This window comes from Shinella sp. HY16, assembly GCF_028534175.1.
GTDB lineage: Bacteria > Pseudomonadota > Alphaproteobacteria > Rhizobiales > Rhizobiaceae > Shinella.
The window spans coordinates 45,981-71,781 of record NZ_JAHYXL010000010.1; the positions used below are offsets into that span (position 1 = coordinate 45,981).

23 protein-coding genes are annotated in these 25,801 nt (G+C 56.3%); 14 read left to right on the forward strand and 9 right to left on the reverse strand.

What is annotated here, in order from left to right; all coding sequences use genetic code 11:
* The first annotated feature begins 99 nt into the window (after positions 1-99).
* The gene (locus tag K0P03_RS35085; RefSeq protein WP_272792231.1) at positions 100-1,032 is read left to right on the forward strand and encodes a LysR substrate-binding domain-containing protein; all 933 of its coding nucleotides are present in this window, start codon (positions 100-102) and stop codon (positions 1,030-1,032) included.
* Positions 1,033-1,146: 114 nt separating this feature from the next.
* Positions 1,147-1,901, forward strand: a protein-coding gene (locus K0P03_RS35090) for an IS5 family transposase (RefSeq protein ID WP_443020527.1) whose coding sequence is annotated in 2 segments (ribosomal slippage) — positions 1,147-1,488 and positions 1,491-1,901 — 753 coding nt in all. Because the reading frame shifts where the segments join, the coding sequence is not laid out codon by codon here.
* Between the two features lie 578 nt (positions 1,902-2,479).
* On the opposite strand, the gene K0P03_RS35095 is transcribed toward K0P03_RS35090, so the two are convergent.
* Positions 2,480-2,896 (reverse strand): hypothetical protein, encoded by a 417-nt coding sequence (locus tag K0P03_RS35095; RefSeq protein ID WP_272792232.1) that lies wholly within the window; start codon positions 2,894-2,896, stop codon positions 2,480-2,482.
* Between the two features lie 86 nt (positions 2,897-2,982).
* Positions 2,983-3,771: an FkbM family methyltransferase gene (locus K0P03_RS35100; RefSeq protein ID WP_272792233.1), complete on the reverse strand. Its 789-nt coding sequence runs from the start codon at positions 3,769-3,771 to the stop codon at positions 2,983-2,985.
* A gap of 358 nt (positions 3,772-4,129) precedes the next feature.
* On the opposite strand from K0P03_RS35100, the gene K0P03_RS35105 reads away from it, so the two are divergent.
* The 7 genes from K0P03_RS35105 (at position 4,130) to K0P03_RS35135 (ending at position 12,810) form a co-directional block, all read left to right on the forward strand.
* Entirely contained in the window at positions 4,130-5,059 is a 930-nt protein-coding gene (locus K0P03_RS35105; protein WP_272792234.1) for a calcium-binding protein, read from the forward strand.
* A gap of 235 nt (positions 5,060-5,294) precedes the next feature.
* The gene (locus K0P03_RS35110; RefSeq protein ID WP_272792235.1) at positions 5,295-6,974 is read left to right on the forward strand and encodes a type I secretion system permease/ATPase; all 1,680 of its coding nucleotides are present in this window, start codon (positions 5,295-5,297) and stop codon (positions 6,972-6,974) included.
* 20 nt (positions 6,975-6,994) lie between these two features.
* A complete protein-coding gene (locus tag K0P03_RS35115; protein ID WP_272792236.1) occupies positions 6,995-8,371 on the forward strand; it encodes an HlyD family type I secretion periplasmic adaptor subunit in 1,377 nt (458 codons plus the stop codon).
* 21 nt (positions 8,372-8,392) lie between these two features.
* Entirely contained in the window at positions 8,393-9,619 is a 1,227-nt protein-coding gene (locus K0P03_RS35120) for a glycosyltransferase (RefSeq protein WP_272792237.1), read from the forward strand.
* Between the two features lie 20 nt (positions 9,620-9,639).
* Entirely contained in the window at positions 9,640-10,242 is a 603-nt protein-coding gene (locus tag K0P03_RS35125) for a class I SAM-dependent methyltransferase (RefSeq protein WP_272792238.1), read from the forward strand.
* Positions 10,243-10,295: 53 nt separating this feature from the next.
* Positions 10,296-12,155 (forward strand): hypothetical protein, encoded by a 1,860-nt coding sequence (locus tag K0P03_RS35130; RefSeq protein ID WP_272792239.1) that lies wholly within the window; start codon positions 10,296-10,298, stop codon positions 12,153-12,155.
* Positions 12,070-12,810: a sulfotransferase gene (locus tag K0P03_RS35135; protein ID WP_272792240.1), complete on the forward strand. Its 741-nt coding sequence runs from the start codon at positions 12,070-12,072 to the stop codon at positions 12,808-12,810. The genes K0P03_RS35130 and K0P03_RS35135 overlap by 86 nt, the downstream gene beginning before the upstream one ends.
* Positions 12,811-12,819: 9 nt before the next feature.
* Here the strand turns inward: K0P03_RS35135 and K0P03_RS35140 are convergent, their stop codons facing one another.
* Genes K0P03_RS35140 through K0P03_RS35150 form a run of 3 tightly spaced genes read right to left on the reverse strand, consistent with a single transcriptional unit; the run spans position 12,820 to position 16,777 of the window.
* The gene (locus K0P03_RS35140) at positions 12,820-14,034 is read right to left on the reverse strand and encodes a glycosyltransferase (RefSeq protein ID WP_272792241.1); all 1,215 of its coding nucleotides are present in this window, start codon (positions 14,032-14,034) and stop codon (positions 12,820-12,822) included.
* Between the two features lie 21 nt (positions 14,035-14,055).
* Positions 14,056-15,063, reverse strand: a complete 1,008-nt coding sequence (locus K0P03_RS35145; protein ID WP_272792242.1) for a glycosyltransferase family 2 protein — start codon at positions 15,061-15,063, stop codon at positions 14,056-14,058.
* Positions 15,056-16,777: a beta-1,6-N-acetylglucosaminyltransferase gene (locus K0P03_RS35150; protein WP_272792243.1), complete on the reverse strand. Its 1,722-nt coding sequence runs from the start codon at positions 16,775-16,777 to the stop codon at positions 15,056-15,058. Before K0P03_RS35150 ends, K0P03_RS35145 begins: the two co-directional genes overlap by 8 nt.
* A 229-nt stretch (positions 16,778-17,006) precedes the next feature.
* On the opposite strand from K0P03_RS35150, the gene K0P03_RS35155 reads away from it, so the two are divergent.
* On the forward strand, positions 17,007-17,882 hold the full coding sequence (locus K0P03_RS35155; protein ID WP_272792244.1) for a M23 family metallopeptidase: 876 nt from the start codon (positions 17,007-17,009) through the stop codon (positions 17,880-17,882).
* Positions 17,883-17,953: 71 nt separating this feature from the next.
* On the forward strand, positions 17,954-19,309 hold the full coding sequence (locus K0P03_RS35160) for a hypothetical protein (RefSeq protein WP_272792245.1): 1,356 nt from the start codon (positions 17,954-17,956) through the stop codon (positions 19,307-19,309).
* A gap of 19 nt (positions 19,310-19,328) precedes the next feature.
* Here K0P03_RS35160 and rfbD read toward each other — a convergent pair whose 3' ends face one another.
* Together rfbD and rfbB are read right to left on the reverse strand one after the other, a co-directional pair.
* Positions 19,329-20,228: a dTDP-4-dehydrorhamnose reductase gene (rfbD, locus tag K0P03_RS35165; protein ID WP_272792246.1), complete on the reverse strand. Its 900-nt coding sequence runs from the start codon at positions 20,226-20,228 to the stop codon at positions 19,329-19,331.
* Between the two features lie 6 nt (positions 20,229-20,234).
* Positions 20,235-21,302, reverse strand: a complete 1,068-nt coding sequence (gene rfbB, locus K0P03_RS35170) for a dTDP-glucose 4,6-dehydratase (protein ID WP_272792247.1) — start codon at positions 21,300-21,302, stop codon at positions 20,235-20,237.
* A 170-nt stretch (positions 21,303-21,472) separates the two neighbouring features.
* Between rfbB and rfbA the strand changes: the two genes are divergently transcribed.
* Both rfbA and rfbC read left to right on the forward strand, forming a co-directional pair.
* A complete protein-coding gene (gene rfbA / locus K0P03_RS35175) occupies positions 21,473-22,357 on the forward strand; it encodes a glucose-1-phosphate thymidylyltransferase RfbA (protein ID WP_272792248.1) in 885 nt (294 codons plus the stop codon).
* Positions 22,354-22,908, forward strand: coding sequence for a dTDP-4-dehydrorhamnose 3,5-epimerase (gene rfbC / locus K0P03_RS35180; RefSeq protein ID WP_272792249.1), 555 nt, complete (start codon positions 22,354-22,356; stop codon positions 22,906-22,908). The genes rfbA and rfbC overlap by 4 nt, the downstream gene beginning before the upstream one ends.
* Positions 22,909-23,128: 220 nt before the next feature.
* On the opposite strand, the gene K0P03_RS35185 is transcribed toward rfbC, so the two are convergent.
* Both K0P03_RS35185 and K0P03_RS35190 read right to left on the reverse strand, forming a co-directional pair.
* A complete protein-coding gene (locus K0P03_RS35185; RefSeq protein ID WP_272792250.1) occupies positions 23,129-23,551 on the reverse strand; it encodes a hypothetical protein in 423 nt (140 codons plus the stop codon).
* Entirely contained in the window at positions 23,544-23,804 is a 261-nt protein-coding gene (locus K0P03_RS35190) for a type II toxin-antitoxin system Phd/YefM family antitoxin (protein ID WP_272792251.1), read from the reverse strand. The genes K0P03_RS35185 and K0P03_RS35190 overlap by 8 nt, the downstream gene beginning before the upstream one ends.
* 708 nt (positions 23,805-24,512) lie before the next feature.
* Between K0P03_RS35190 and K0P03_RS35195 the strand changes: the two genes are divergently transcribed.
* Positions 24,513-25,607, forward strand: a complete 1,095-nt coding sequence (locus K0P03_RS35195; protein WP_272792252.1) for a nucleotidyltransferase family protein — start codon at positions 24,513-24,515, stop codon at positions 25,605-25,607.
* Positions 25,608-25,801 lie beyond the last annotated feature (194 nt).

Below are 25,801 nucleotides of genomic sequence, written 5' to 3' on the forward strand. Positions count from 1 at the left end.
GTATTCACTCCTTCTCTTGACAGAACGATGTCACGGGGAAGAATAACGGCGCAAACGAAAAGTTCTCTCGGATAGCCTTAGTGTGATTGAGCCTATGCCATGACACGCCATCTACCACCCCTGCCGGCCTTGCGCGCCTTCGAGGCCGCTGCACGTCATCTCAGCTTCGCTCGTGCGGGCGGCGAGCTCGGTGTTACGCCCGGCGCTATCAGCCACCAGATGAAGCAGCTTGAGGACTGGGTAGAGGCCCCCCTATTCGAGCGGCGGGCCAATGGCGTGCGGCTGACAGAAACGGGCCGTGTTTTTGCCACGCGCCTCGGAGCGATCTTCGACCAGATCACAGCGGCGAGCGTGGCCGCCCGTGCGCCTGGTGGCACCAGCACTGTGACGGTGCGCTGCCAGTTCTCGCTGGCGACGAAATGGCTGGTGCCGCGTATCTGCCGCTTCCATGCGGCACATCCCGATATCGCGGTCGCCGTTCTAGCTCTTCCACACCGCTGGAGCGCCAACGAGCGTGATCCCGACATTGCCATCTATCACGATCGCGGCACCATTACCGGCGTGCGGCAGGATATGCTGATCGGCGGGAAGCTGATCGTCGTTGCCGCACCTGTGGTGGCGGCGCAGTTGCCGGCCGCGCCCACTCCGGCCGACCTCCTGTCACGCCCGCTGATCCGCGTGCACTTCTCCGAACCCGGCTGGTACGACGAGGGCTGGGAAGCATGGTTTGCCGCCACCGGTTTTGGACATCTCGAACTGCACATGACGCTGTCCTTCAACCTCGTCCACCTCGCCGTCGAAGCTTGCCTCGCCGGCGCCGGCTTCGCCTTGGTGCCGGATTTCATTGTGGAGCAGGAGCTTGCCAGCGGGCGCCTCGTCGACGCCTTCGGCATGACCTTGCCTATTCGCCAGCCCTATGTACTTACAACGAATGAGGCCAGTCTCGTGCGCCCAGAGGTCGCGATGCTACGAAGCTGGCTGTTGGATGAAGGCATGCGGCGTGCCGAGAGTGTTGCGACGGTTCAGGCGTGATGGGCATCGCGCCTTCAAAGGGCATCAAGTTAACGCGACTAGGGTCCGGACCCAATAATTAGCTTTCCTTGAGCGCTGGGGCATGATTCATTGCCGCGACGAAAGGGCGGTGAGATGTCTGATTTCTTTTGGTTTTCCGATGCGCAGTGGGAACGGATCGAACCGCTCCTGCCAACGGATGTGCGGGGCAAGCCGCGCGTGGACGATCGTCGCGTGTTGAGCGGAATCGTCCACGCGCTGCGATGCGGTGGACGCTGGGCGGACTGCGCCGACGTCTATGGACCGAAGAAGACGCTCTACAATCGCTTCGTTCGCTGGTCCGAGCGCGGCATCTGGGAAGGCATCTTCAGCGCACTCGCCGGAGCCGAGGATGCGCCGGACAGATTGTTCATCGATAGTAGCTGCATCAAGGTCCACCGCTGCGCAGGCGGCGGAAAAGGGGGGCCATGGCTCATGGTATCGGCCGCACGAAAGGCGGACGGAACACCAAGCTCCATGCCGTCTGCGACGCGAAAGGTCGCCCTCACGTCCTGCTCCTGACGCCCGGCAACGTCCATGACTGCAAGGTGGCGAGGCTGTGTATCGAAGCCCTGCCGCCCACCGCGCAGCTCGTCGCGGACAAGGGCTATGACAGCCAGGCTCTGCGCGAGTGGCTCGACGAGCGCGGTACCGAGGCTGTGATCCCGCCACGTCGAAATCGCAAGGTCCAGTACGAGTACGACCGCGCCGTTTACAAGCAGCGCAACGTCATCGAGCGTATGTTCTGCCGTCTCAAGGACTGGCGTCGCCTCGCCACCCGCTTCGATCGCAACATCAAAAACTTCATGGGTGCCGTCGCTCTCGCCGCAGCCGTCATCTGGTGGCTCTAGTGAGTCCGGACCCTAGGAGTTTGATGTGCAATAAAAGATTCGCTTAATCGCACCTGGAAAACTTAAATTGCTCATGAGGATGTCATTGCGCCTCCAACCGGAAGCGCCCCTAGATTGACGCTTGGCGCCAGCGACTCACCTGAAATGTACGGCGGACGGTTGGCGAAGGGCAGTTATTCGGCACTTAGAAATGCGCTAGATCGCAGCGAGCGCCGCCCGCTCCGGAGCAGCCAACGAACTCGTTTCCAGGTCTCGCTGCCATTTGCGCTAGCGAATATTCGGAAGGCGCTTTCAATGAACCTTCATCGATTTTTGGCTGTTTGACGCGCATATCGCGGCCGCATTGGAGAGCCCCATGCCAAGGCCGCTGCAGAAACACGAACTGATCCCCAACGCAGATTCTGTCAGCCGAAAAGGCTGAGCGAATCTGCTTCGACGAGGAGCCAATCGCAGGGGTTCGATTGCGGACAAGCCTATCGCAACGAATTCCTGATGAAATACGCCCGTCAAGCCCATGAGAGCGGGGTGTCGCCGACCAACTACACTCATACGTAACGGCGAACGTTTTGGCCCGTTAATCAGGCAAAAAATAGCTTGGTGGTTGAAATCACAGCAACGGGTTGCAACGCGGCGGCCTTGTCCCCGATGGCCGGGATTTCCGTCTCTATATAGGCGCCCCCCGGAAGGTCGGTTTTGATGTGAAATGCTTCTGCAGGAAATTGATCCCTGTTCTGCAAGATCGCGTTGAAGAGGACGATATGTTGATCGTTTGCGGAAAGGGAATCCCCACCATTGAGAAGAGCGATTGTTTCAGCAAGGCGTTCGGTAAGAGCTGCTTCGAGCCCGACCGCATCCTGCTTCGCCTCGGTGCTGTCCGTGGAGGTGGAACTCTCCCGCAGCTCTGCTGGAATGTAAAATGGCTCCGCATTGAAGACCGGGGTGGAAGCCTTATGCGTAAAGGCAGAAATAGCACCGACCGAGCCGACGTTCGACATGGACTTCTCCGAAGAATAATCGTTCGAGAGATTATCAGCTGGTCGACTTGCGTGAACCTAACGGCCTTTCACCGGAAAAACCAACCTCAATCTGCCGACGTGGGAATCCTGGAGAAGAGCACGACCGCCCCATGCGAATGGTTCTGGTCATAGTGAAAGCCTCGGTCATGGAAAGTCTGGAACACGCCGCGCATTCCTTCAGGACCAATCACCCGCTGGTGCAGCTCCATGTAAACGCTACGAACACCGGCGAGATCGGATGTCGGGAAAAGCGCTGTCTCCCCACCCTCAATGTCACAGACGATCACGCTTGGCCGAACGGCCTTGAGTGTCTTGTCGAAGCTGGCGAGCGGAACCGGGCAGGAGCGGATTGTGCCCGTCGTCTTACGCAGGGACGACGCCCAGAAATCCTTGTGGATATGGAAGTCGATCGTTCCTGTATCCTCTGCACCGAGAATGTTGTTGTGCAACTCAAAGCGCTGCCCGCCGAGATTGTTGTCGTCGAGTGTTCTCTGAATTTTAGAAATCAGCAGAGGATTACCCTCGAAGGAAACAACCCGTTCGGCCGCCGGGTTCTTCAACATCAACGCTGTCATGAAGCCGATGCCTGCGCCGATTTCGAGAATGACGTCGCCCGACTGGATGATTTTGCCGATCTTGCGCGCCTCTCCTGCTTCATACTGACCAGTGCGCAAAGCCTCAATCAGCTTTGGAGACATGAACTCTGGGTCTGGGCGAAGCCGTATGCCGAAATGCTCGATGATTTCCGTCACGTGGCCAGCCTCGTACATTTCACCATGCCCCTCATAAGCACTGTCTTGGGACAGGCACAAGGCGACGCCGTCGATATTGTGGCGATAATTTAAGAGCACCATATTGAATGTCTCAGAGTTTTCGCGTAAGCAGATTTTGCTGTGCCGTGGAAATCAGCGCTTTAGAGGCAAGAACGCGGAAGGTTTGCTGGGCCTTCCGCGTTTTTCTTCGTTTAGAAGTCTGTTTTCTTATCTTACTCGATGATTGAAGGCGTGCGGCTGTGGCGTTGCCGCAACATTTCCGCCAAATTTATATAATTATCGAGCTATGATTGAAATTCCGAAAACAATGGCTGCGTGGCAAGCATAATTCGGCCGCGGACCGAGTTGACTTTCCTTTATAATATTGGCATGCACGTCGGAGCATAGCTGCAGCTATGCATCCCAGCAGTGAACAATTTTGAAGAGGGAGCCTCTAAATATGGCTACGATTAATGGCACGGCCGGCAATGACACCCTGGCAGGTACCGCGGAAGCGGATCTCGTCAACGGTCTCGCTGGCGACGATCAGATCTCCGCAGGCGCTGGCAACGACACCGTAAACGGCGGCGCTGGCAACGACACGATCGTTGCAGGCCCCGGCCTTGACAGCATCACGGCAGGCGACGGCGATGACGTCGTATGGGCCGGCGAGGGTGACGAAGGCAACGACACGATTGATGGTGGCGCTGGCAACGACACGCTCGCTGGCGGTGGCGGCGACGACTCGATCGATGGTGGAACTGGCAACGACGTTCTTTACGGCGGTGCTGGTGACGACACGATCAACGGCGGCGATGGCGACGATGAAATCTGGGCGGGCGCCGGTGACGACGAGATCTACGGCAACGGCGGTGACAATATCCTCGGCGGTGGCGCCGGCAACGACTCGATCACGTCGGCTGGTCAGCGCGACACCATTTACGGTGGTCTCGGTGACGACACGATCACGAGCACTGCAAGCAGCTTCATCGAAGTGTATGCAGGCGCTGGTGATGACCAGGTAACGGGCGCCGGCGACAACGACACGCTGTTCGGCGGCGCTGGCAACGACACCGTAATTGGTGGCGGCGGTGACGACGAAATCTGGGGCGGTGCTGGCGATGACTCGCTCGATGGCGGCGCTGGCGCCGACACCTACGGCTTCATCGCTGGTAGCGGTGATGACACGATCGCTGCCGGCTTCACCACGGGCGATGACGTTATCGATATCTCGGCCTACGGCATCGGCGGCACGCTCGCTGACGCAATCACGGACGGTCTTATCTTCAATGATGGCGCTAATACCGTGATCAATCTTGGCGGTGGCAACCAGATCACTGTTCTTGGTATCAACGTTGGCGGCTTCGCTGAAGGCGACATCGTTCTCTAATCCCATTCAGGGACAAGAGGGAAAAGGGGGGCTTTGGCCCCCCTTTTCTTTTTGAGCGATCTAGCACACGTTCTGAAACGTAGAGATTTGACATGGGACGGTGCCAACTGTATCCGTTCCGGGTCTGCGGGCGCAGGTCATCCTAAACAGATGAAGAGGGCAGAATACCAATCGATCTATATTGGTTCATGCCCGGACCGTGCGTCCATGCAGCTTTTGGCCGATCGGGGCAGAGATGAAGCTTCAGGAAATCTATCAATCGGAAAAGCGGATCGCCTTGCGGGCGATGCTGGGCGCCGCGGTCCTTTCGATCGTGGCAAGCCTCGGCCTGCTGACGGTTCCCCTCTACCTCTCGCAGGTTTACACACGCGTTTTGAGCTCTCGTTCGATAGAGACCCTGATCGCCTTGAGCATCATTGCAATCGTCGTCCTGATCACGCACGGCCTGCTCGAGACGATCCGCAACAACCTCCTTGCGCGGATCGGCATTCGCTTCGAAGCACGCATATCCGGTCTCCTGCTTGCCGGTGAGCTGGCTATGCCCCAGGGGAGTTCATCGGCATCACTCTATCAACTCGCTGAAATCCGCAAGCTCATCAGTTCCAACGTCTTCCCCAGCCTCTTTGACCTTCCGGTCATGTTCATTTTTCTTCTGCTCGTTTTTACCATCAACACCATTCTGGGAAGCGTCGTCCTGGTCGGCATGGTGGTTCTGTTCCTGACGGCTGTCCTCAATGAAATCCTGACGTCAAGCCAGATCAGGGAGTCGGATGAAGCCAGCGCCAGTGCGCGGAAGGTGCTCACCAATCAATTCGAGCAGCAGGAACTCGTCCGCGCGCTCGGTCTCTATCCGCAAGCGGTCAACCAATGGGGCAAAATCCAAAACAGGTTCCTGACCCAGCTCGTCGCCGTTCTTGGCCGCTCGAATGCGCTGTCCTCCCTGTCGAAAGAGATCAGGCAGATCATTCAGATCGTCATGATCGGTAGCGGCGCGCTTCTGGTGATCGACGGCCTTGCCAATGCCGGTGTCATCTTCGCGACCTCGATCATCGCCTCGCGCGCGCTGGCGCCGATCGAGGCTATTGTCAGCGGATGGCGGACCCTCAAGCAGGGCCGGATTGCGCTTGCGAAGCTCGAAGAGCGCCTCACCCGTTTCAAGCTGGTCGATGGTGTCACCCAATTGCCGAGACCGTCGAAATCGTTGACGACGGACAGGGTCGTTTTTGTTCCGGGTCCGAACCAGCAGCCGATATTGAAAGGTATAACCGGCAGCTTCGGTCCCGGGCAGAACGTTGCCATTATCGGGCCAAGTGGCGCCGGTAAATCGACGTTTGCGCGTTTGGTCGTGGGATATCTTGAGCCCAGCAGCGGGCAGGTGAAGCTGGACGGACAGGATATCAGGTCCTGGGATCCGGTGACGCGCGGCGCCTATATGGGATACATGCCGCAGCAGGTGCGTTTTTTCGAGGGAACCATTCGGGAAAATATCGCAAGGATGCGTGTCGACGATCCGCCGGAACTGGCCATCGAGGCTGCGCAGTTCGTTGGCGTTCACGACATGATCATGCAGTTTCCCCAAGGCTACGACACGCAGATTTTAGATGGCGGCTTCCAGCCCTCCGGCGGCCAGAAGCAGTTGCTTGGTCTCGCCCGGGCCTATTATGGCATGCCGGCCTTCGTCGTGCTTGACGAGCCCAATGCCAGCCTTGACACGGACGGCGAGGCTTTGCTTTTCGATCTCCTGAAGAGGGCCAGCGGTGCTGGCATAGCCACGATCGTCGTGACGCAACGATTGTCCCTTCTCCATCATGTGGACAAGGTTCTCGTTCTAAAGAACGGCTTGGCCGATGCCTATGGTTCTCCCGCGGATGTCATGCCAAATCAGGTGCGGGCAGTTCCGAACAAGGCATCGTGAAACTTGGAAGTGGCACGAAAATGAATTCCAATACTGATCCAAAGCCTACGACCGGTCATATTATCGCGCCGCTCAGAGCGGACGGCCTGAACCTGTCGTCGCTTCAGACATGGAGCAACTCGGTGCCCACAAGCCGCCGAGGCCTCGCAATGTTCGCCTGTGCCGTGCTGATCAGCGTCGTGGGCATAGGCGGAACATGGGCCGCGACCGCAAAGCTCGGCGGCGCGCTGATTGGCTCGGGGCGCGTGTTTGCCGAAGGCAATAACCGCATCGTCCAGCACCTGGAGGGCGGCGTTGTCGAGCAGATCATGGTGCGGGAAGGCGATGAGGTAAAAGCGGGTCAGACATTGATCAAACTGGAAGAAACATCCAGCAGATCCCAACTCGACCGCGTTCTCGTCGAAAAGGCCGTGAGCACCATTGAACTGGCGCGGTGGCGTGCGGAGCGGGACGGAGCTGCTACCTTTTCTGTCGATCCCAGCCTGCTGGACCCGGTATCGAAGCATCCGCGTGTGGTGGAAGCGCTGGAAAGCCAGATGGGTGAATTTACCAGTTCACGCGAATCCCGCCAGCAACAGCTGCTCGTTCTCGATGGAAAAATCGCCAACGAACGCGAGGACATAACCTATCTGGAAAGCCTCCTCTCAGCCTATGGCGAGCAGAAGATCCTTCTGCAGAAGGAAGAAAAGAGCTACGTCGAACTTCTTGACCAAGGCTTGATCAGGCAATCCCAGGTTTTTGCTGCGCAGCGCACACTCGCGCAACTGGAAGCACAAAGAGCCAATGCGCTGGCTGGAATCCAGAAATCAAATCATAACATAAAGTCGTTCGGCGATCAGAAAATTGGCCTCGTTTCTCAACATGCCGAATTGGTCAGCAAAAGCATTACCGATACACAACAGAAATTGAATCAAAGCGATGATTACATAACAAGGTTGAACGATACCATAAGGAGATCAAGCGTAAAGTCTCCAGTTGATGGAATTATACTCAGCCTTCTCGTGAAATCGACGGGTGGAGTTATAAAATCTGGCGATAAAATCGCTGAGATACTTCCCGATTCGTCAAATCTTCTCATACAGGTTCCTGTATATTCCAAAGACATAACGAAGATTCATACCGGTCAGGATGTTGAAGTGGTGTTTCCGACGGACACCATCGACGCGATTCCGCCTATGGATGGCACTGTAAAATACATTTCCGCCGACGCTTTTACAGACACGCAGACGAACTCATCCTATTACATAGCGCATGTAAAAATGAGCGACGCCAGGCACGGTAGAAACGTGCTGCCGGGTAACGTGGCCGAAGTGTTCTTCCGTACGGAAGCCAAGACTCTTTTTGAGTATATTTCGGAACCGGTTACGCGCTTCGCCATGAAGACTTATACAGAATAGTATACGGATCAAAGAAAAACCATGCGTATTCTTTTCGTGCACAACAATTTTCCTGGGCAGTATGCCAGAATTATACGCCATCTCAAGAAGCTTAAGAATATAGAGATGCTTTCAGGGTCGCTTGCGACGAACAAAAATCCTGCTATAATCGACCGAATACACTATAAGAATCACCGAGAGGTGAGTGAGAAAACACATCCAGCGGTTCGTTATACAGAAGGGGCAGTCATTCGCGGGCAGGCTGTTTATTCAGCCTTTATGAATACCCAAAAAAAAGGCTGGAATCCTGATATTATGCTGTCCCACTCCGGGTTTGGCGATGGTTTTTTTTTAAAAGACCTTTGGCCGAAGGCCAAATACATGCCTTACCTGGAATGGTATTTCCATTCTTACGGATCGGATGCTTCCTTTCTCGATCATGGAGCACCGAAGAAGCCTAATACCGAACTCAATATTCGAATGAAGAACACGGCCATTCTTCATGACCTGGCCTCGATGGACTGGGGGCAATGCCCGACCGAGTATCAGAAGAGCCAGTACCCCACCATTTTCCATGATCGGATTTCCGTGCTGCACGATGGTGTCGATACGGAGTACTTCTCTCCGGACGACAGCACGACCTTTTCGGTTGGTGATCTCACGTTTCGCAAGGGAGACCCGCTGGTCACCTACATTGCGCGCGGCATGGAACCTTATCGCGGGTTCCCGCAGTTTATGGAGGCTGTGGCGCGCCTTCAGGAGCAGCGCCCTGATGCTCATGTGATCGTGATCGGGGAAGATCGGGTTGCCTATGGCGCCAAGCGCGAAGACGGTAAAACCTACAAGGAATGGTCTCTCGAAAATCTGACGCTGGATGAAAGCCGCATCCATTTCCTTGGGCGTCAGCCTCTTCAAGTGCTGCGCGACGTGCTGCGCGTATCGGCGGCGCATGTCTATCTCACCGTACCCTTCGTCCTTTCCTGGTCCATGATGGAGGCCATGAGCGCCGGTGCCCTTGTCATCGGCTCTGATACCGATCCGGTTCGAGAAATCATAACAGATGGGGAGAATGGTCTCCTCGTACCGTTTTTTGAACCCGGGATGCTCGCAGCGCAGCTCGCAAACGTTTTGGCGGACCCTGCTCGCTACACGCCACTCAGGGAACGTGCGCGTGCGCTCATGCTGGAGCGCTACGACATGAATGACCTTACAAAAAAATACTTTAATTTAATCGAGCGCGTTGCCAATGGGCAAACGCCTTCAAATTAACTGTAGTCCTGGGGAGTTGCATGGAAAAGCGCGTGCTCAACGTTGGTGGCGGGAGTAAGAAAGTTGCTATACCGCCGTACTACAAAGATTGGGAACACCTACTTCTGGATATAGATCCGGCCGTTTATCCAGACGTCTGCATGGACGCTCGCGAGCTTTTATCTCTTCCTGAACAGCAATACGATGCCATATATTGCTCACATAATCTTGAGCATTATTTTTCTCACGATGTACAAAAAGTCCTTTCCGGGTTTTCCCACGTCTTGAAATCTGATGGTTTCGCAGAGGTCCGCGTTCCGGATATCGGCGCCGTAATGAAGGAAGTTGTGGAGAAAGAACTTGATATAGATGACGTTCTTTACAATTCCGGAATGGGCCCAATTCTTGTTAAGGATGTCCTATATGGATATGGAAGGCAAATAGAGACATCGGGCGTAGATTTCTACGCCCACAAGACTGGATTTACCAGAAAATCACTTGCAAGTGCGTTTAAGCGTGCTGGCTTTCATACGATAGTTTCTATTCCAGGTCGCAATAGAGAGATAGCCTTCATAGGATTCAAAAAAGAACCGACTCCAGATCAAATAAAAATATTTAAGCCACATAGTGAAAGAACAATATAACCATAAAAATTTTATGTAACACAATTTTACAGTATAAAGGGAACTCTTGGTAGATGAAGCGAACAAAAATTATCAAGAAGTTCGACAGCCCTCTTCTATTCTCGGCCTCGGCAGTAGACAAGGAAGCACGCCTCTATTTCCACATAGTCGATAGCCTTGCCGATGACGTTCTTTTTCATGTCGAGTTTGATAGGGAGGCCGGACAGCTTTCCGTCAAAGAACGCTACGCTGGCGCCTGGAGCAAACCGCAGACGCATGATTTCCCGTTTAAGGGGCAGTCGATAAAGGGAAAGCTCTCTCTTGAAGGTGAGACCTTTATTCTCGAGCTGAAGGATTTTCGGCTCGAATTTCCTTGCAAGGCTTTTCCGAAATCCATCGTCTGGAGCGTCTATAGTAATTTTCGTTATATGACGATTGGCGACGACGAAACTGTGACTGAAGCCCTCTCCAGACGGTGGCGCTTCTTCCCCGAGTATCGGTTCAGGATGGGCCTTGGTTCACGGTTGCGAGCTCTTGGAGAGACGGAGGCGCTCAAACCTGGATTATGCGGACTTTACCTGTGGGATGGGAACGAGGATACATTCGTTCGACTAGTGGAGAAAGTCCACTCGCACTTCGATGAAATTCTCGTCATCATCCATAATTCTAGCCTCTTTCAGCACAGCTTCTTCGTCGGACTGCAAAGTACCCACTTCAATATCCGCACGTCTGTCATAGAAATGACTGTTAAAAGCGATGGGGCCTTGCGCAAGCTCAAAGGCGCGCTGTTTATGAACCGGGCTTTGTCGGAGGTCCGGCATCGCAATGTCGTCCTTCTCGATTCAGGAACAGATCCTGAGCGTCTCACCGCCGTCGTCCACGACAAGCGGTTGCGTAGCCGAACGGATGATTTCCTCTTGCTAGATGACGGGCGTTCCGGGGATCTTCAGGCCTTTTCTATTGGGAAGCAGACTTACTTCGTGGAAGCTGGTGGGAAGCTACATCTTTCGCCAGAGGACATCGCCGGACGTCATCCGATTTATGCCCCAGTAATCACACCAAGGGCTGGCCTCCAATGGGACATTGATGAGGTGCGGCTTTCCGATTCACCGATTCTACTTCGCGATCAGAAAAAAGTTTCTCACCTTCCACGACGCGGCAAGCTGGCCGTTCTGGTCGTGAGTTGCAAAAAAAACCGTCATAAGCAGCAAGCAATACGGGACACCTGGGCCAAAGACGCTCGCCTTGCCAATATCGATGTCTACTTTATCGAGGGACACCCAGAGCAATCCCAAGCACTGCTCTTCGAAGACCGGTTGATCCTACCTGTTCCAGACACCTACGAGTATCTCTCTCATAAGATCTGGCATGGGGTTTCCGCAGCTTTGCGTATCATTGATGCGGAGCATTACTTCAAGCTTGACGACGATTGCCTACTCAATGTTCAGAAGCTTTTGGAATTCGCCTATGAGAACTTTGATTACATCGGTAGCGACGTCAATCTAGGCAGCCGGACGGCCTTTGACTGGCACAGCACTGCTGTCTCCAATAAGCAGCTCGCTGGCCTGATATTTGAGATCGACCCCGAACAGACGTGGTATGATGGTCAAGGCGGCTATTTCCTCAGCCGAAAAGCGGCGCGCCTCATCGCATCGACGCCACTCCCTAAATATCAGCATATCCTCGAAGATTATGCCACAGGTCGAGTGATGAGCGCTAACGGCCTGGAAGCCACGTCCTTGAACTCGAAGTTCCTCTCGATTAGGGAAATCTATATCAAGGACGATCGGGACTACGAGGGAGCGGTCATCAGCGACGTATCTAGCGTTGAAAGGACCTTTGAACTTTATGAAATCATTTCGAAGCTTAATCAGCAAACTCTCGAGGCCAAGAATCGCTGGCGCTTCGAATTCCCAGAAGAAGACGCCAAGTAAGCGCAATCCCTATCGCTACGTCTTCATTTTCACCTACGGTCGCTCTGGCTCGACCCTGTTGATGGGCTATTTAAACAGCTTGCCAGGTTTTTGCATTCGTGGGGAAAACTACAACGCGCTTGCGCACCTGTGCAGCTTTTATCGATCCGCTAAGGAGACAAAAGGGCAGGTTGCTAAGAAGTCGATGTTAGCAGTCCACCCCTGGTACGGAGCCGATCTGATCAGGCCAGATGATATGCGTGGTACTTTGCGCAAGGTGTTTGTGGAATCCATCCTCAATCCGCCAGCGGACGCGAAGGTTGTCGGATGCAAGGAAATTCGCATCAACTGGAATGAGGTTAAAGATCTCAACGCTTTCCTGTCGGACGTCACGGAAATTTTCGGCGACGTGAAAATCATCTTCAACCATCGCGACATCCTCGCCACCTCCAAGAGCAGCTGGTGGAAGGATACCGCCCATTCCTACGCCACAATCCGCAGCATGGATCAACGGCTGCGGGACAACGCTTTCGCCGCCGCCCCGAACGCCTTCCATGTCGAATACGAAGAGCTGGTCAAGGGACCGGAGCATGCCCGCAAGCTGACGGAATTCTTGGGCGTTCCCTTCGACCCCGAAACCTACAAGAAGGTCATGGAGACCCGCCACTCCTATTGATCCGCAAGCTTATGTAGATCGAACGAGGTCCAGCCACTGCGGCAGACAGACGTTGCGGCGATCATAACGCGCTAGTATGGATTGCCGCCCTGCCGCGCGCATTCCTTGAAACCGCTCGGGATGACGGCAGGCTTCAACGACGGCTTCGGCGAGCAGATCCTGCCTCAGGAAGTCGACGAGGAGACCATTCTCACCATTGACGATGACGTCGTGAAGCGGCGGCGTGTCGGATCCGATCACGAGGGCCTCGCAGGCCATTGCCTCCAGAAGAGACCAGGACAGTACGAAAGGGTAGGTCAGATAGACATGGGCCCTTGCGATCGACATGAGGGCGTTCAGGGTTTCGTTCGGCAGCCATCCCACGAAATGGATGCGGGCCGGATCGACCCTGCCTTCGATCTCCTTCCAGAAATGGCTCTTCCAGGTTTCGTTCTCCGGGGGAGAAAGACCATAACCTGCGCCGGTTTCCGCGCCCGCAATGACGATTTCCACGTCTGGCACCTCGTCAAGGATACGGGGCAGGGCACGGAAGAACGTATGGCAACCCCGCAAAGGCTCGAGGACCCGGCTTGCGAAAGTCACGAGTGGCCGGTCCCGACCGAACCTTTTTTCGCCAATAGCTACTCTGGTATCCGGGGTGGGGCGGATCTTCTGAAGATCGACCCCTTCGTGAATGACGGCCGTCCGTGACCGGAAACATTCGGGAAGCCGGCTCGCCTGGAAGGGCGTTGGAGCCACGAGCCGGTCAGCCTGTGAATAGGCCAGAGCCAGTGTCGCGCTTTTCGAGACCGCTCGACAACGGTCGGCCAAGGTGACCGCACCGAACTCCGGGTCAAAGCCGAGTTCGCCACCGGTTGCACTGTAGAAAAATTCGGCGTGCAGAATAAGCCGTGCATTAGGCCAGAGCTCACGAAGATAAAGTGTCTCCCCCCAACCGGGATGACCGATGATCACATCAGGTGAAAACCCGCGTTCAAGAAGACCTCTTGCAGCTTCAAGGGCGGCCGCGGCGCGGATCATGTCCGCTTCCGCCCGGATAGCTGTTGGCAGGATATTGGGCGTCGTGCCTCTTTTATTTTGCCAACGCACCAGGGAGACGCCCGGCAGCTCGCTCGCCGTCGTACTGCCAAGGGCGACGACTTCGTTACCCCCCTCCACCAGCGCGGTCGCGAGAAAACCGAACTGGCCCGGAAAAAAATGATGGACGAAAAGGATTTTAGCCATACTCAATAATCCGGGGCATCGTTAAATCCACTCTCCCATATGCACGAGGCCCAGCTTCACGAGTTGATCGGGATCCTCATACTTCACGCTGATGCCTTCCTGATAAAGGGTCGCGGCGATATTTTCCTTGTAGCGCCGGTACTCCCGGCTGCCACCATAGTGCTGGCCGCGGCTCATCTCTTCCTCCACTTTCTCTTGAAGGGAAGAGACGAACTTGAAGTGGAAAAGGGCGGCCGACAGAGGAATGCCGGTTTTCATGGACGTTTTGTTGAGGGACCAGGGCCACATGAGATGTGCGGAACTCTGATAGCGGTAATGCTTCCGCCACCAGACGACCGGCATCTTGTTGAGGGCAGGGGCCTCCTTCGGCGTCTCGCGATTAAAGGCGCGCAGCCTCGGACCGCCCTGCACAAAGGTGCCTGACATATAGTTCGACCGTTGCACATAGCCGTCGCGGTCGAAATAGGGGCAGAGGGCGAAAGGATCGTCACCAGGCGCCATCGTCGTCTCGTCGATTGAGCGGTCGCTATAGGCATCCAGCATTAACACATGCAGGCAGGGCCAGCCTATTTCCTTGAGGTGCTGGCCAAGGTCCTTGATCGAACGGCTCTCCATGTGGGGATAGACGAGGAATTCGTCCGGATCGACGGTCACGCAGAGCTTGCCCGTCCCGTACTTCCGAAGAAGGTAGTTGCACCAGTAGATACCGAAGCCAGCCTTCTTATAACTCCTGTCGGTATGCCAGACTGACACGTCATTCTTGCCCGCGCTCCATTCCAGAAATCCGTCCGTGGAGCCGTTATCGACAAAAACGAAGTGATCGACGCCAAGGTCCTTGTAATAACGATAGAAGAAATCGATCCGGTGCATCTCGTTGCGGATGCAGCTGAAAAGCACGCAGGGATCACTCTTGCGAAGGCGATTTTGCACACAACGCAACTGGCCGCCGAAGCGAAGATTCTGCCAATGTGCGAGGACGAAATTATAGGCGCGGCTGCTGACGAGGCGATGCTTGATTTTTCTAGCCATGGCTTGCCGCAAATCCTGCATCTTCCTCAGAGAAAGACGGCGCAAGCTTTCGCCAGTCCTGCTTACTGAAAACTCCGGCCAGCCCGTCGAGGGCTGTGAGAAGCGGCTCAATCCGCCCCCCATGCAGGAACCGCAGCGCGGCTTTCCATTCAGGATCGGGCGCGTCGCCCGCGCCGGAAAACACCAGGGTCTTGTCGGCCGCCGCGCCGAAGAGTTTTCTCTCCATCGCCGCCACATGTTTCTGGCCGAAATGTTTCGCGGCCGCCTCTTCCGTACGTCGGAAGCGGTCGAACCGGTTTGTCGCGGCATCAATGGCAACCCGTTGCGACTCCGGCAAGGCCAGATACCAGAACAACACGCGCCAGGCGGGTGATCGCCCGCCCGGGACGAGCGGGATCGCCACGAAACTCTCCTCTTTCTCCAAAACGAGCCTCTCGAGAGCGGGGTCGTCGCCGGGGCACAGCTCGAAGACTGGCAATACCGGGCAGCGAAGCAAGGCCCGCGACAGATAGAGGGGCCGGTCGTAGTCGCGAAGGGCAATCTCACCGGAATTCAGCCCGTGGAAATCGGATCGGCCCGGCTGGAACTCGATCCGGTCGGGATGGAAAAGCCGCCCCAGTACGGTGAGGCCACCTGAAGCGCGCAGTGTTTCGGCAGCAAGCCGCGTCAGCGATGGAGGGCCGTAGAGAACCACGCTCTTCTGACGCATCGTTTCCAGATTCTTCGGCCAGTTTCGCACGCCCGAGCCCGGTTCGAACATCCGGCCATAATATGGTTCGGTCCTTGTCGCAGGCGGAATTCGCGTCGCGCGCTTCGGGATGTCGATGACCGGCTGCTCCGTCTGGGCTGGCGAACCGGCGAGCGAGAAAAGCACGGCGCGGCAACGCTCCGCCGACAGGGCGACCTTCCGCGCGAAAAAATGGGGCTGCTGCTGCAACCAGGCGAGATGGTCATCGTAAAAGACGATCGGCTTGCCATGGACGTTGAACGTATAGAGAGTCGGAATATAGCCTCGCGCCACGGTGGCGCCGAGTGCATGGGCGATCGTCTGGAAGAAGGTTTCGTCGGGAATCCAGACCTGCCGGTAAAACGCATAAGCGGCAGGGTTTTCCTCCACCCAGCGCAGAATCCCGGTAATCGTTTCCCGCCGCAGGCACCACCATTGCGACCCATAGCGCGGGCTGAGTCCGGCCGGGATTTTCCGCCTGATCCTAAGCTTGCGCTGCAGGCGAACACCCGCCTCGAACAAAGCACGCTGGCGGGTGAAGCTGAAGGGATGGCGCAGAGTGTAACGCTCTTCCCGCAGGCCGCCCGTCATCCAGCGCTCGTCATGGCTTTCGATGAAGTCGACGTCGTCGTTCCGGTCAAGAAACTGTCTGAGCTCGATAATCGGCCGGATCGGCCAGCAGGAACAACTGACCAGATAGGCGTGGCTATAGGCCTTTCTGGATGCGGCGAGCAGGCGCAGCGCGCGGATCGTTCCGTCAACGAGCCCAAACTGGCCCCAGCCGCAACGGACCCTGTCTTCTACGAGAAGGACCCGGTCGCTTGTGCCATAACGTCGCTTGAGTTCGGCAAATTCCTTGAGAGACGAGTTGCCGTCGTAATGAACGCAGACCACACATTCGCCATCGGCCTTTAACAGCATGTCGATCGAATTTCCGACCACCTCCGCCGGCTCGTGCGCTATCAAGACGAACGCTAAAATGGCCATATTCCGCCTGTCTCCTTGCGGCTTGCTAGGTAGAGCTTCGCCACGCCAGCCGTCAACTGCCAGCCTTTCCATATGTCCTGTTGTCTTTCCCTCAATTCAGGAAAAACCTTTGCGAACTCTTTTCCCCCTTCTGGGCTCAGCCCTTCTCACGCCCCTTTTTTTCGCCGCACCCGCCTTGGCGATCGAGCTTGGCCTGCCGGCCCAATGTGAGCTCGGCAAGACGTGCTTTATGCAGCAATATCCCGACATGGATGCGGGAGCCGGCACTGCCGACCCGCTGTGCGGCGGCCAGTCCTATGACGGGCACAAGGGAACCGACCTGCGCATCCTTTCCCTGAAAGATATGGAGAAGGGTTATCCCGTCATCGCCGTCGCCGACGGCAAGGTGCTGCGCGTCAGGGACGGGGAGGTAGATCATCTCGTCGAAACCGAGGAAGACCGGACGAGGATCTCCGGGAAGGAATGCGGCAACGGTCTGGTCATGCAGCTGGAGGATGGCTACGAGGTCCAATATTGCCATCTCAAAAAGGGAAGTCTTGCCGTCAAACCGGGAACGGACGTGCGCAAGGGCGCCCGCCTCGGGGATGTGGGTTCTTCCGGCCTTGCCCAGTTCCCTCATGTCCACATCACTGTTTCCCGAAACGGGGAAACACTCGATCCCCTGACGGGACGCAAGCTTTCGGAGGGATGCATACAGACCTTCCAGCAGGCAGCCTCTCTCTTTTCCCCCGATATCGTCGAAAAGATTGACCTGAAGAAGCCCGACATCCTCGCATCGGGCCTCGCCGGCAAGCCGATCGATCACCAGTCGCTCGTCAACGACGGTCCGCCACCGCAGGTTTCCTCGCGCGACAGCGTCTTCGTCGTCTGGTCCTGGTTCGCCAATCTCAGGAAAGGCGACATCATCAAGTTCGCCCTGAAGGACGACAAGGGAAACACCCTGGTCGATCACACGAGCGAGCCGCTCGATCGAAACAAGGCGACCTATTCGGCCTTCGCCGGCAAGAAACGCACACTCAACCCCGGCCGCTACGAGGTCGGCGTCTCCGTTCTTAACAACGAGGCTGTGGTGCGTAGCTCCACGACAACTATCATCGTTGAATGACATCTGAGGGAAATCTAGGTAACGAGCTGGTTGATGCAAAGAGGGTACCTTGCCCAGAAGAAGGACAAGTGATGTTCGCAAAATGGTTTCCCTCTCTAGATCAGAGCCTCGAGGTCATGGTCGGTCGCTATGCGACCGCTAAAGCCATTCGGCATGAGATCCCTCATTTTAAATCGGCAGATGCCAGGGTGCTTTTTCTCGCAAAGGAAAGCTCAAAGGGTAATTTCTTCAAAGAGCTTTCCGATGAAGTCAGGCGAGAAGGCCACAAAGGCCTGAAAAAGCCAAAAGCCATTATAGAGTTCGCCTGGCTGATGTTTTTTCTAAAAGATTGGAAAAAACTGGCAGATGCTATTCGCGACACCGCTCCATTGCATAAATTTCCAGAGCATATAGCTGACCTGTATTTCCTCTGCTCATATCGATTGAACTGGAAAATCATTGCCGAGGGCGTTGATTCCGATGGATTCGAGAACATAATATCTGATGCAATCACATTCGTGCGAAAATATTGGCCCTCTGAATCACGCCGAGCCGATTTGTTTTCAACTCTCCTACAAAACTCTCTTGGAGAGAGGTTAGCAGCGCGAGACATGATTATACGCTTGTCCGAAGGACTGGAACTCATTCCGCCTCTTGCAGCGGCAAAGGCAACACTATTTGAGCCCGAGTACGACACAACCAGCTGGCCTCTTGAGATTGTAAGAGCCAACAAGAGCCGTGCAACGCTTATCTCTATCGATCAGACTTATTACGAGCGCTATGCATCGACGTTTATCGCCATTCACGCGGTGACAAACCCTGACCGCAGCGTCCACTTTCATTGTGTCGGCTTTGACCCACGAACACTTAGTGGCGCCGTGGATATTAACGAGACAATCGGCTTCACCATAGACCGGACGGATCTTACTAACCTCGGAAAACGCGACAGAATAGGATATTACGCCTGTGCACGGCTAATGCATGCGATCGCTTATCTCGATATCTATACCGATATTCTGATATCAGATGCGGACGGCTCTGTGGATTTGTCAGCAAGTGAGGTGCTCGCCGAACTGGCGGAGGCAGATGTCGTCATTAAATCCAAAATCTTACGACCGGGCCACGTCGTCTTCAATCTGCCATGGTCAACCATTCCAGCCGCAGCGAATCTAGTACGAGACACCCGGGGTGGTAGGCTCTTTGCACAGTATCTACGCGACTATCTGGCAAAAGTTTTTGTTCTGGCCCAAGGAAAAAAGAGCCCTATGTGGTTCGCAGACCAATGCGCACTTTTCTATGCTTATGTAGACTTAAAGGATCAGATCACCTTTAAGAACTGCGACAAAGTCCTCTACAATCAGGGGCGGAATTGGGCACTTTTCGCAGGAGAGGCCTCCAAGAAGACCTACATCGAAAAAGTCCTCAAAGAACACAAGCTCGCAAACTGATGGAAGGACGCCTTGGCAATCACGCCGAAACCAGTTCCTTGATTGTTTCGGCGACAGCGCTTTTCCAATGAGGGAGCGCTACACCATGAACGTGCTCCAACTTGCCGCAATCGAGCTGCGAATTGGCGGGCCGGCGCGCGGGCGTCGGATAGGCTGAGGACGGTATCCGTCCGACAGCAGCCGAGGGGCCGCCCTGCTTAGCGGAGACAGCGAATATTTCCGTTGCAAAATCCGCCCAGCTTGCCGAGCCCGAGCCCGTCATATGGAAGATCCCGCGAAGCTGCGGAGCAGCGCTGTCGAGAAGATTTTCGGCGATCGCCAGGATTCCATCGGCGATATCGAGCGCCGATGTGGGATTGCCGCGCTGATCGTCCACCACATTGACCTGGTCGCGGCTCTCCGCAAGAGTGAGCATGGTCTTCAGAAAGTTCCTGCCGAAAGGACTATAGACCCAGGCCGTACGCAGGATGACGTGATTGTCCGTCGCCTCTGCCACGGCGCGCTCGCCGGCGAGTTTCGTTCGGCCGTAAGCGCTCGCCGGCCCAACCGGATCCGTTTCCAGATAGGGCCCAGGCTTTTCGCCATCAAACACATAATCCGTGGAAAGGTGGATGACCGGAATACCGAGGTCAGCCGCAACGCCGGCGATCCGCCCGGGGGCAATGGCATTGATAGCGTGGGCCTCCGCCTCCTCGGTCTCCGCATGGTCCACCGCCGTATAGGCGGCTGCGGAAACGATGATATCGGGCTGTGCCAGCCGGAAGGCCGCACCGACCCCATCCGGATTGCGAAGGTCGACTTCGGGGCGGCCCAGCGCCACGATCTCGAAGCGGTCGTTCAAGGCTCCGCGCTCCAGGAGCGAACGGACGACCTGGCCTTCGCGGCCCGTCACCACCATGCGTTTACGCGTGCTGTGCATGCCGCCTCACACGCCGGTTTTCTGCGCATGGCCGGGAAGGCCGAGCCGTGCACCGGAATAACGCTCGCGCAGGGGGTTCCACCACCATTCATTGTCGAGATACCAGCGCACGGTCTTTTCGATGCCGGTCTCGAACGTTTCGTCAGCCCGCCAGCCCAGCTCCGTTTCAAGCTTCGTCGCATCGATCGCATAGCGGGCGTCATGTCCCGGCCGGTCGGTCACATAGGTGATGAGGTCACCATGCGGCGTTGCACGCGGGCGAAAACCATCCATCAGACCACAGATCCGCGTCACCACGTCGATGTTGCGCCGCTCGTTACGGCCGCCGACATTGTAGGTCTCTCCGATCCGGCCACGCTCAGCGATGATGTCGAGGGCGCGGGCGTGGTCCTCGACATAAAGCCAGTCCCGCACATTCGCGCCGTTGCCATAAACCGGCAGCGGCTTGCCCTCCATGGCATTGAGGATGACAAGCGGGATCAGTTTTTCCGGGAAATGGTAGGGGCCGTAATTGTTGGAGCAGTTGGAGACGACCACCGGCAGGCCATAGGTGCGTTCCCACGCTTTGACGAGATGGTCAGAGGCCGCCTTAGAGGCCGAATAGGGCGAACTTGGATCATAGGCCGTCGTTTCGCTGAAAAGGCCACTCTCCCCGAGCGATCCATAGACCTCATCCGTCGAGACATGCAGAAAGCGAAAGGCCTGTTTCTGTTCTCCCTCCAGAGCGCACCAGTAAGCCCGGGCGCATTCCAGAAGCGTGAAGGTGCCGAGGATGTTGGTGTTGATGAAGTCCTGCGCCCCGTTGATCGAACGGTCGACATGGCTTTCAGCGGCAAGATGCATGATCCGGTCGGGCTGGAAATCCGTAAGTGTTCGCGACATGGTTTCGCCATCACAGATATCGGCGCGCAGGAAACGATAGTTGGGCGCCCCGCGAACAGCCTGCAAAGACGTCTCCGTGCCGGCATAAGTGAGCTTGTCGACGTTCAGGACCTCATAGCGCTTTTCCAGAACGAGGTGCCGGACAACGGCTGATCCGATGAAGCCGGCTCCGCCGGTGACGAGTACGCGCATGCTAGCTTTCCTGTCCGCTTCGCCTGAAGTGCGAGGCTTCACCTTTAACCGAAGGGGAAGTTTCAGGGCAAGGACAGGACTGCGTCTTTGGGTGCGCGCAAGTGTTGCAACACGGCCCTCATCCATGCGAGGTTCGGCGCGATTTTCCGTTGGTGACTGGTCTATCCTACATGGCGTTCAAAGGTATCATTCTGGCGGGGGGAAGCGGCACGCGCCTTTATCCTCTCACCATCGCGGTTTCGAAGCAGATCCTGCCGATCTACGACAAGCCGATGATCTACTATCCTCTCAGCGTACTCATGCTGGCGGGCATCCGCGAGATCCTCATCATCTCCACGCCGCGCGACCTGCCGCTGTTCCAGGAACTGCTCGGCGACGGATCGGATTTCGGCATCGAGCTTTCCTACGCCGTGCAGCCCCAGCCGAACGGGCTCGCCGAAGCCTTCATCATCGGCCGGGAGTTCATCGGCTCCTCCTCGGTTGCCATGGTTCTCGGCGACAACATCTTCTTCGGCGACGGGCTTTCGGACCTCTGCCGACAGGCGGCAGCGCGTGAAAGCGGCGCGTCCGTCTTCGCCTATTACGTCAACGACCCGCAGCGTTACGGCGTGGTGGAGTTCGACGCCGGCGGCACGGCGCTATCCATCGAGGAAAAACCCGTCGTCCCGAAATCGAGCTGGGCCGTGACCGGGCTCTATTTCTATGACAACGACGTCGTCGACATCGCCGCCTCCATCACCCCGTCCGCTCGCGGCGAACTGGAAATCACCACCGTCAACAGCACCTATCTCGAACGGGGCAAGCTGCATGTGAAGCAGCTCGGCCGCGGTTACGCCTGGCTCGACACCGGCACACTCGACAGCCTGCACGAGGCTTCCGCCTTCGTAAGGACCATCGAGCATCGCCAGGGCATCAAGATCGCCTGCCCGGAGGAAATCGGCGTGGAAATGGGCTGGCTGCCGGTCAACAGGATGCTGCAGCGGGCGGAACAGATGGGACGCAGCGAATACGCCAACTACCTGCGCCGGCGCGCCCGGGAGCTCTGCACGGCATGAGCGAGATACGTCCCACCAGGCTCAACGGCGTGCTCGAAATCGTGCCCGCCCGCTTCGGCGATGCGCGTGGCTTCTTTTCCGAGACCTACAACGCCGCCCGGCTCGCGAGCTCCGGTATCAACCTCACCTTCGTGCAGGACAACCACTCCCTGTCCGCAAGACGCGGCGTGCTGCGGGGGCTGCATTATCAACTGCCCCCGCGGGCGCAAGACAAGCTCGTCCGTGTCGTCCGCGGAGCAATCTTCGATGTGGCGGTCGATATCCGCAGGGGGTCTCCGACCTTCGCCCAATGGGTCGGCATCGAACTTTCTGCAGAAAAATGGAACCAGCTTCTGGTCCCCAAGGGGTTCGCCCACGGCTTCGTCACGCTCACCGAGAATACGGAGGTCGTCTACAAGGTGACGGACTACTATTCGCCCGAACATGACCGATCGATCCGTTACGACGACCCCGACATCGCCATCGACTGGCCGATCACCGCTGGCGACCTGCAGCTATCGGACAAGGATCTCGCCGCCGCCCGGTTGGCGGAAGCGGACGTCTTTGCATAAACCGCGTATGCGACCCACTGTGGCGGATAAGTTGGAATGTCCCCCTGTCGAAAACGATGATAGACGCCACGCTTGAGCGTGATCTCCTCCTGGAGAAGCAAAGCCCTCTCGATACACGGTGCATTCGACCATATTTCCCAGTCGATGACGTACTCGCTTTGGACGCCTCTCTGGGGGATACCTAAATGAGACAGAAATCCAGTAGCAGACCGACGCGCGATCAGGTTCGATTGACCTTTGCTGATCCAGCCGCCAGAAACGGCGCAAAGGCTTGGCGTACTTTCTCAAGAAACGCATTGCTGAACCGGCCGACTGGCTTCTGCCCGTAAGCGAGATAGTACGACCGTTCCAAAACGTCGTAGTTGCACTCGCTGACCGTGATCCAACCGCGCTCATAGCCCGCGAGCTTTGCTCGGCGCAGTTCCAGCCCCGGAATCTCGATAGCATCCTGACCTTCAAAGGGTGGCTTGGAAGAGATGGGTAGCAGCAAAAGATGGGTGAGGCCCTGCTTATCGGTGATCGTCAAGATCATACAGACAGGGCGATCCTTCTCGCCGTGTTCACGGTCCGGATTTTCCTCAACCTGCCATTGCCAGAGGTAAGGATAGGAGATGATGTCGCCTCGACAAAATCCATCATTCATCAGGTGATGCCTGATGCTCCGCGGAATCCTTTTCCAACTGCTCCAAGAACATTGTCGCCAGTTCGTCAGGCATTTCCCCTGCCTTATAGACGCGACGAGGATCCGCATGCCCCCTCAGCTTTTCGTAAAGCTCGACGGGGAGGACGACTACCGAGGGACGGCCATGCTTGGTCAGTGTGATCGGACTCTTCTTCGCCTCGTCGTGATAGCGGCCGAAGTGACGCATAAATTCGACTGTCGTTACGGTGTGCATAGGAAGCGCCTCATTTTCTGTATTCACAGGATAATACAGAAAAAACAGAATTTCGCAAGTTTGTGGGTGCGCTCGCTCCGGACTAGGCTTGTCTTATGGCTTTATGCGCTGAACGAGTGAGAATGGGAACGCGGGGAGAAAGTGGTTGCTCTCTCGTCAGCGGCGAGGGTCGGTTTCGGCTGGGGCAAAACGACACTAAGCCGTTGCTTCCTTGGCCCGAGATGTTCGCCGGTCAGTAATATGGGCTCAACCTAGCGAAGAGGTATGCGCCAGAAGTTCAGGCGTACATCCAGTCCCTCAATTCCGGCGCTCTGCGACTGCATGCCCGAATGGAGAGTGTTCCTTCTCAAGATGGGAACGATGAAACCCGGCAATGTTCCCATTCTTCGCAAATCGACACCGAGAGAGCCGCTGCCTTCAGTAATGCCGTAGCTAACAGGCCGAAAAAGGGAGCTACCACGTTATCAAGCGTTGATCGAAAAGCGCCTAGAGGCAACGTCGCAATTGCGTTCGCACTTTTCCGGCGCTGATGTCGGTTATAAGATATTGGCAGAAAATTATAACATTGACGGGCGCATACAGCGTTATAATGTTATGGCAAAAAATTATAACGATGACCAAGATTGGAGATACCGACTTTGGTCAAAGGGAAGCGCAAGGCAGGCAGATCGCTACGCTTGTCGGCGCTTGTAAAAGGACGAAATGCCAATGATGAGAGAGATCGACATCAGCTATCGGACAATGTTCGCGGAGCTGACGCAGCGGACGCTTGACGGTCAGTTTTTGGCAGACTTCCCGATGAAAGGATGGTTCGTGACTGTGACCGTCAAAGACCGCAATTACTGGTATTTCGATCTCCCAGATGGCGAAGGCAAATACAAGCGAAGCTATGTCGGTCCAGAAAGCGACGAAGAGATCACAGCGCGGGTGAAGGCGCACAAGGAGATCAAGGACAGCCTCCGGGAGCGGAGGCGCATGGTGAGCACTCTGCGTCGTGCAGGTCTCCCCGGTCCCGACACCTTCGCGGGCGACATCACGAAGGCGCTTGCCGACGCCGGATTGTTCCGGCTGCGCGCGGTCCTGATTGGGTCGGTGGCATTCAGCACTTATGCGGGGATGCTCGGCGTTCGACTCCCCTCGTCTGCCATGCAGACAGGCGACGCGGATTTCGCGCAGGACTTTGCGATCTCAGCCAGGGTCCAAGACAGCCTTCCGCCCATTCTAGACATCCTTCAGTCGGTCGATCCCGATTTCCGATCCGTGCCGCACCAGGCGGACAAAGCCAAGGTGGTCGCATTCCAAAATGGTAGAGGCTATCGGGTAGAGTTCTTAACTGGAAACCGAGGATCGGACGAATACACGGGCAAGCCGTCTTCCATGCCTGCCCTTGGCGGCGCGTCGGCAGAAAACCTCCGGTTCCTAGACTTCCTGATCTACGAGCCTGTCCGCACGGTGCTTCTCTTCCGCGAAGGCGTGAACGTCCTGGTCCCCGCTCCCGAACGATATGCCGTCCATAAGCTAATCGTAGCCTCCAGAAGGCTCAATGACGCGCTAGGACGCGTGAAGTCAGACAAAGACCTGGTGCAGGCTTCCTTGCTATTCGAAGCCCTGGTAGAGACGCGCCACGAATATGAGTTGGTCGATGCTTGGGAAGAGGCATGGGATCGCGGGGGAGCTTGGAAGGCAAGCCTTTGCAACGGTTTCTTGAGGCTGCCAGTTAAAGGCGCCCAAGCGCTCGGCAAGGTGCTCGGGTCGAAGATGCCTGATTTGGAGAAATTGAGAGCTGGTGAGCGTTCCAAATGACCTCCCCGGCCACTCAACCGCTCCTTTGCGCCGACGACAGTTAGCGTCGCTCGGATCGCTGCAACGACCTCTGCTCTCTCTCCGAGAGGAACAGCGTCCCCGGCGTGTGTTTGTCAGCCTTCCCTGTGGAAACCACCACGGGTATCAACACCTTGCAACCGTGCGTGTGACTAGGGCTGTTCGCGCGCAGGCCT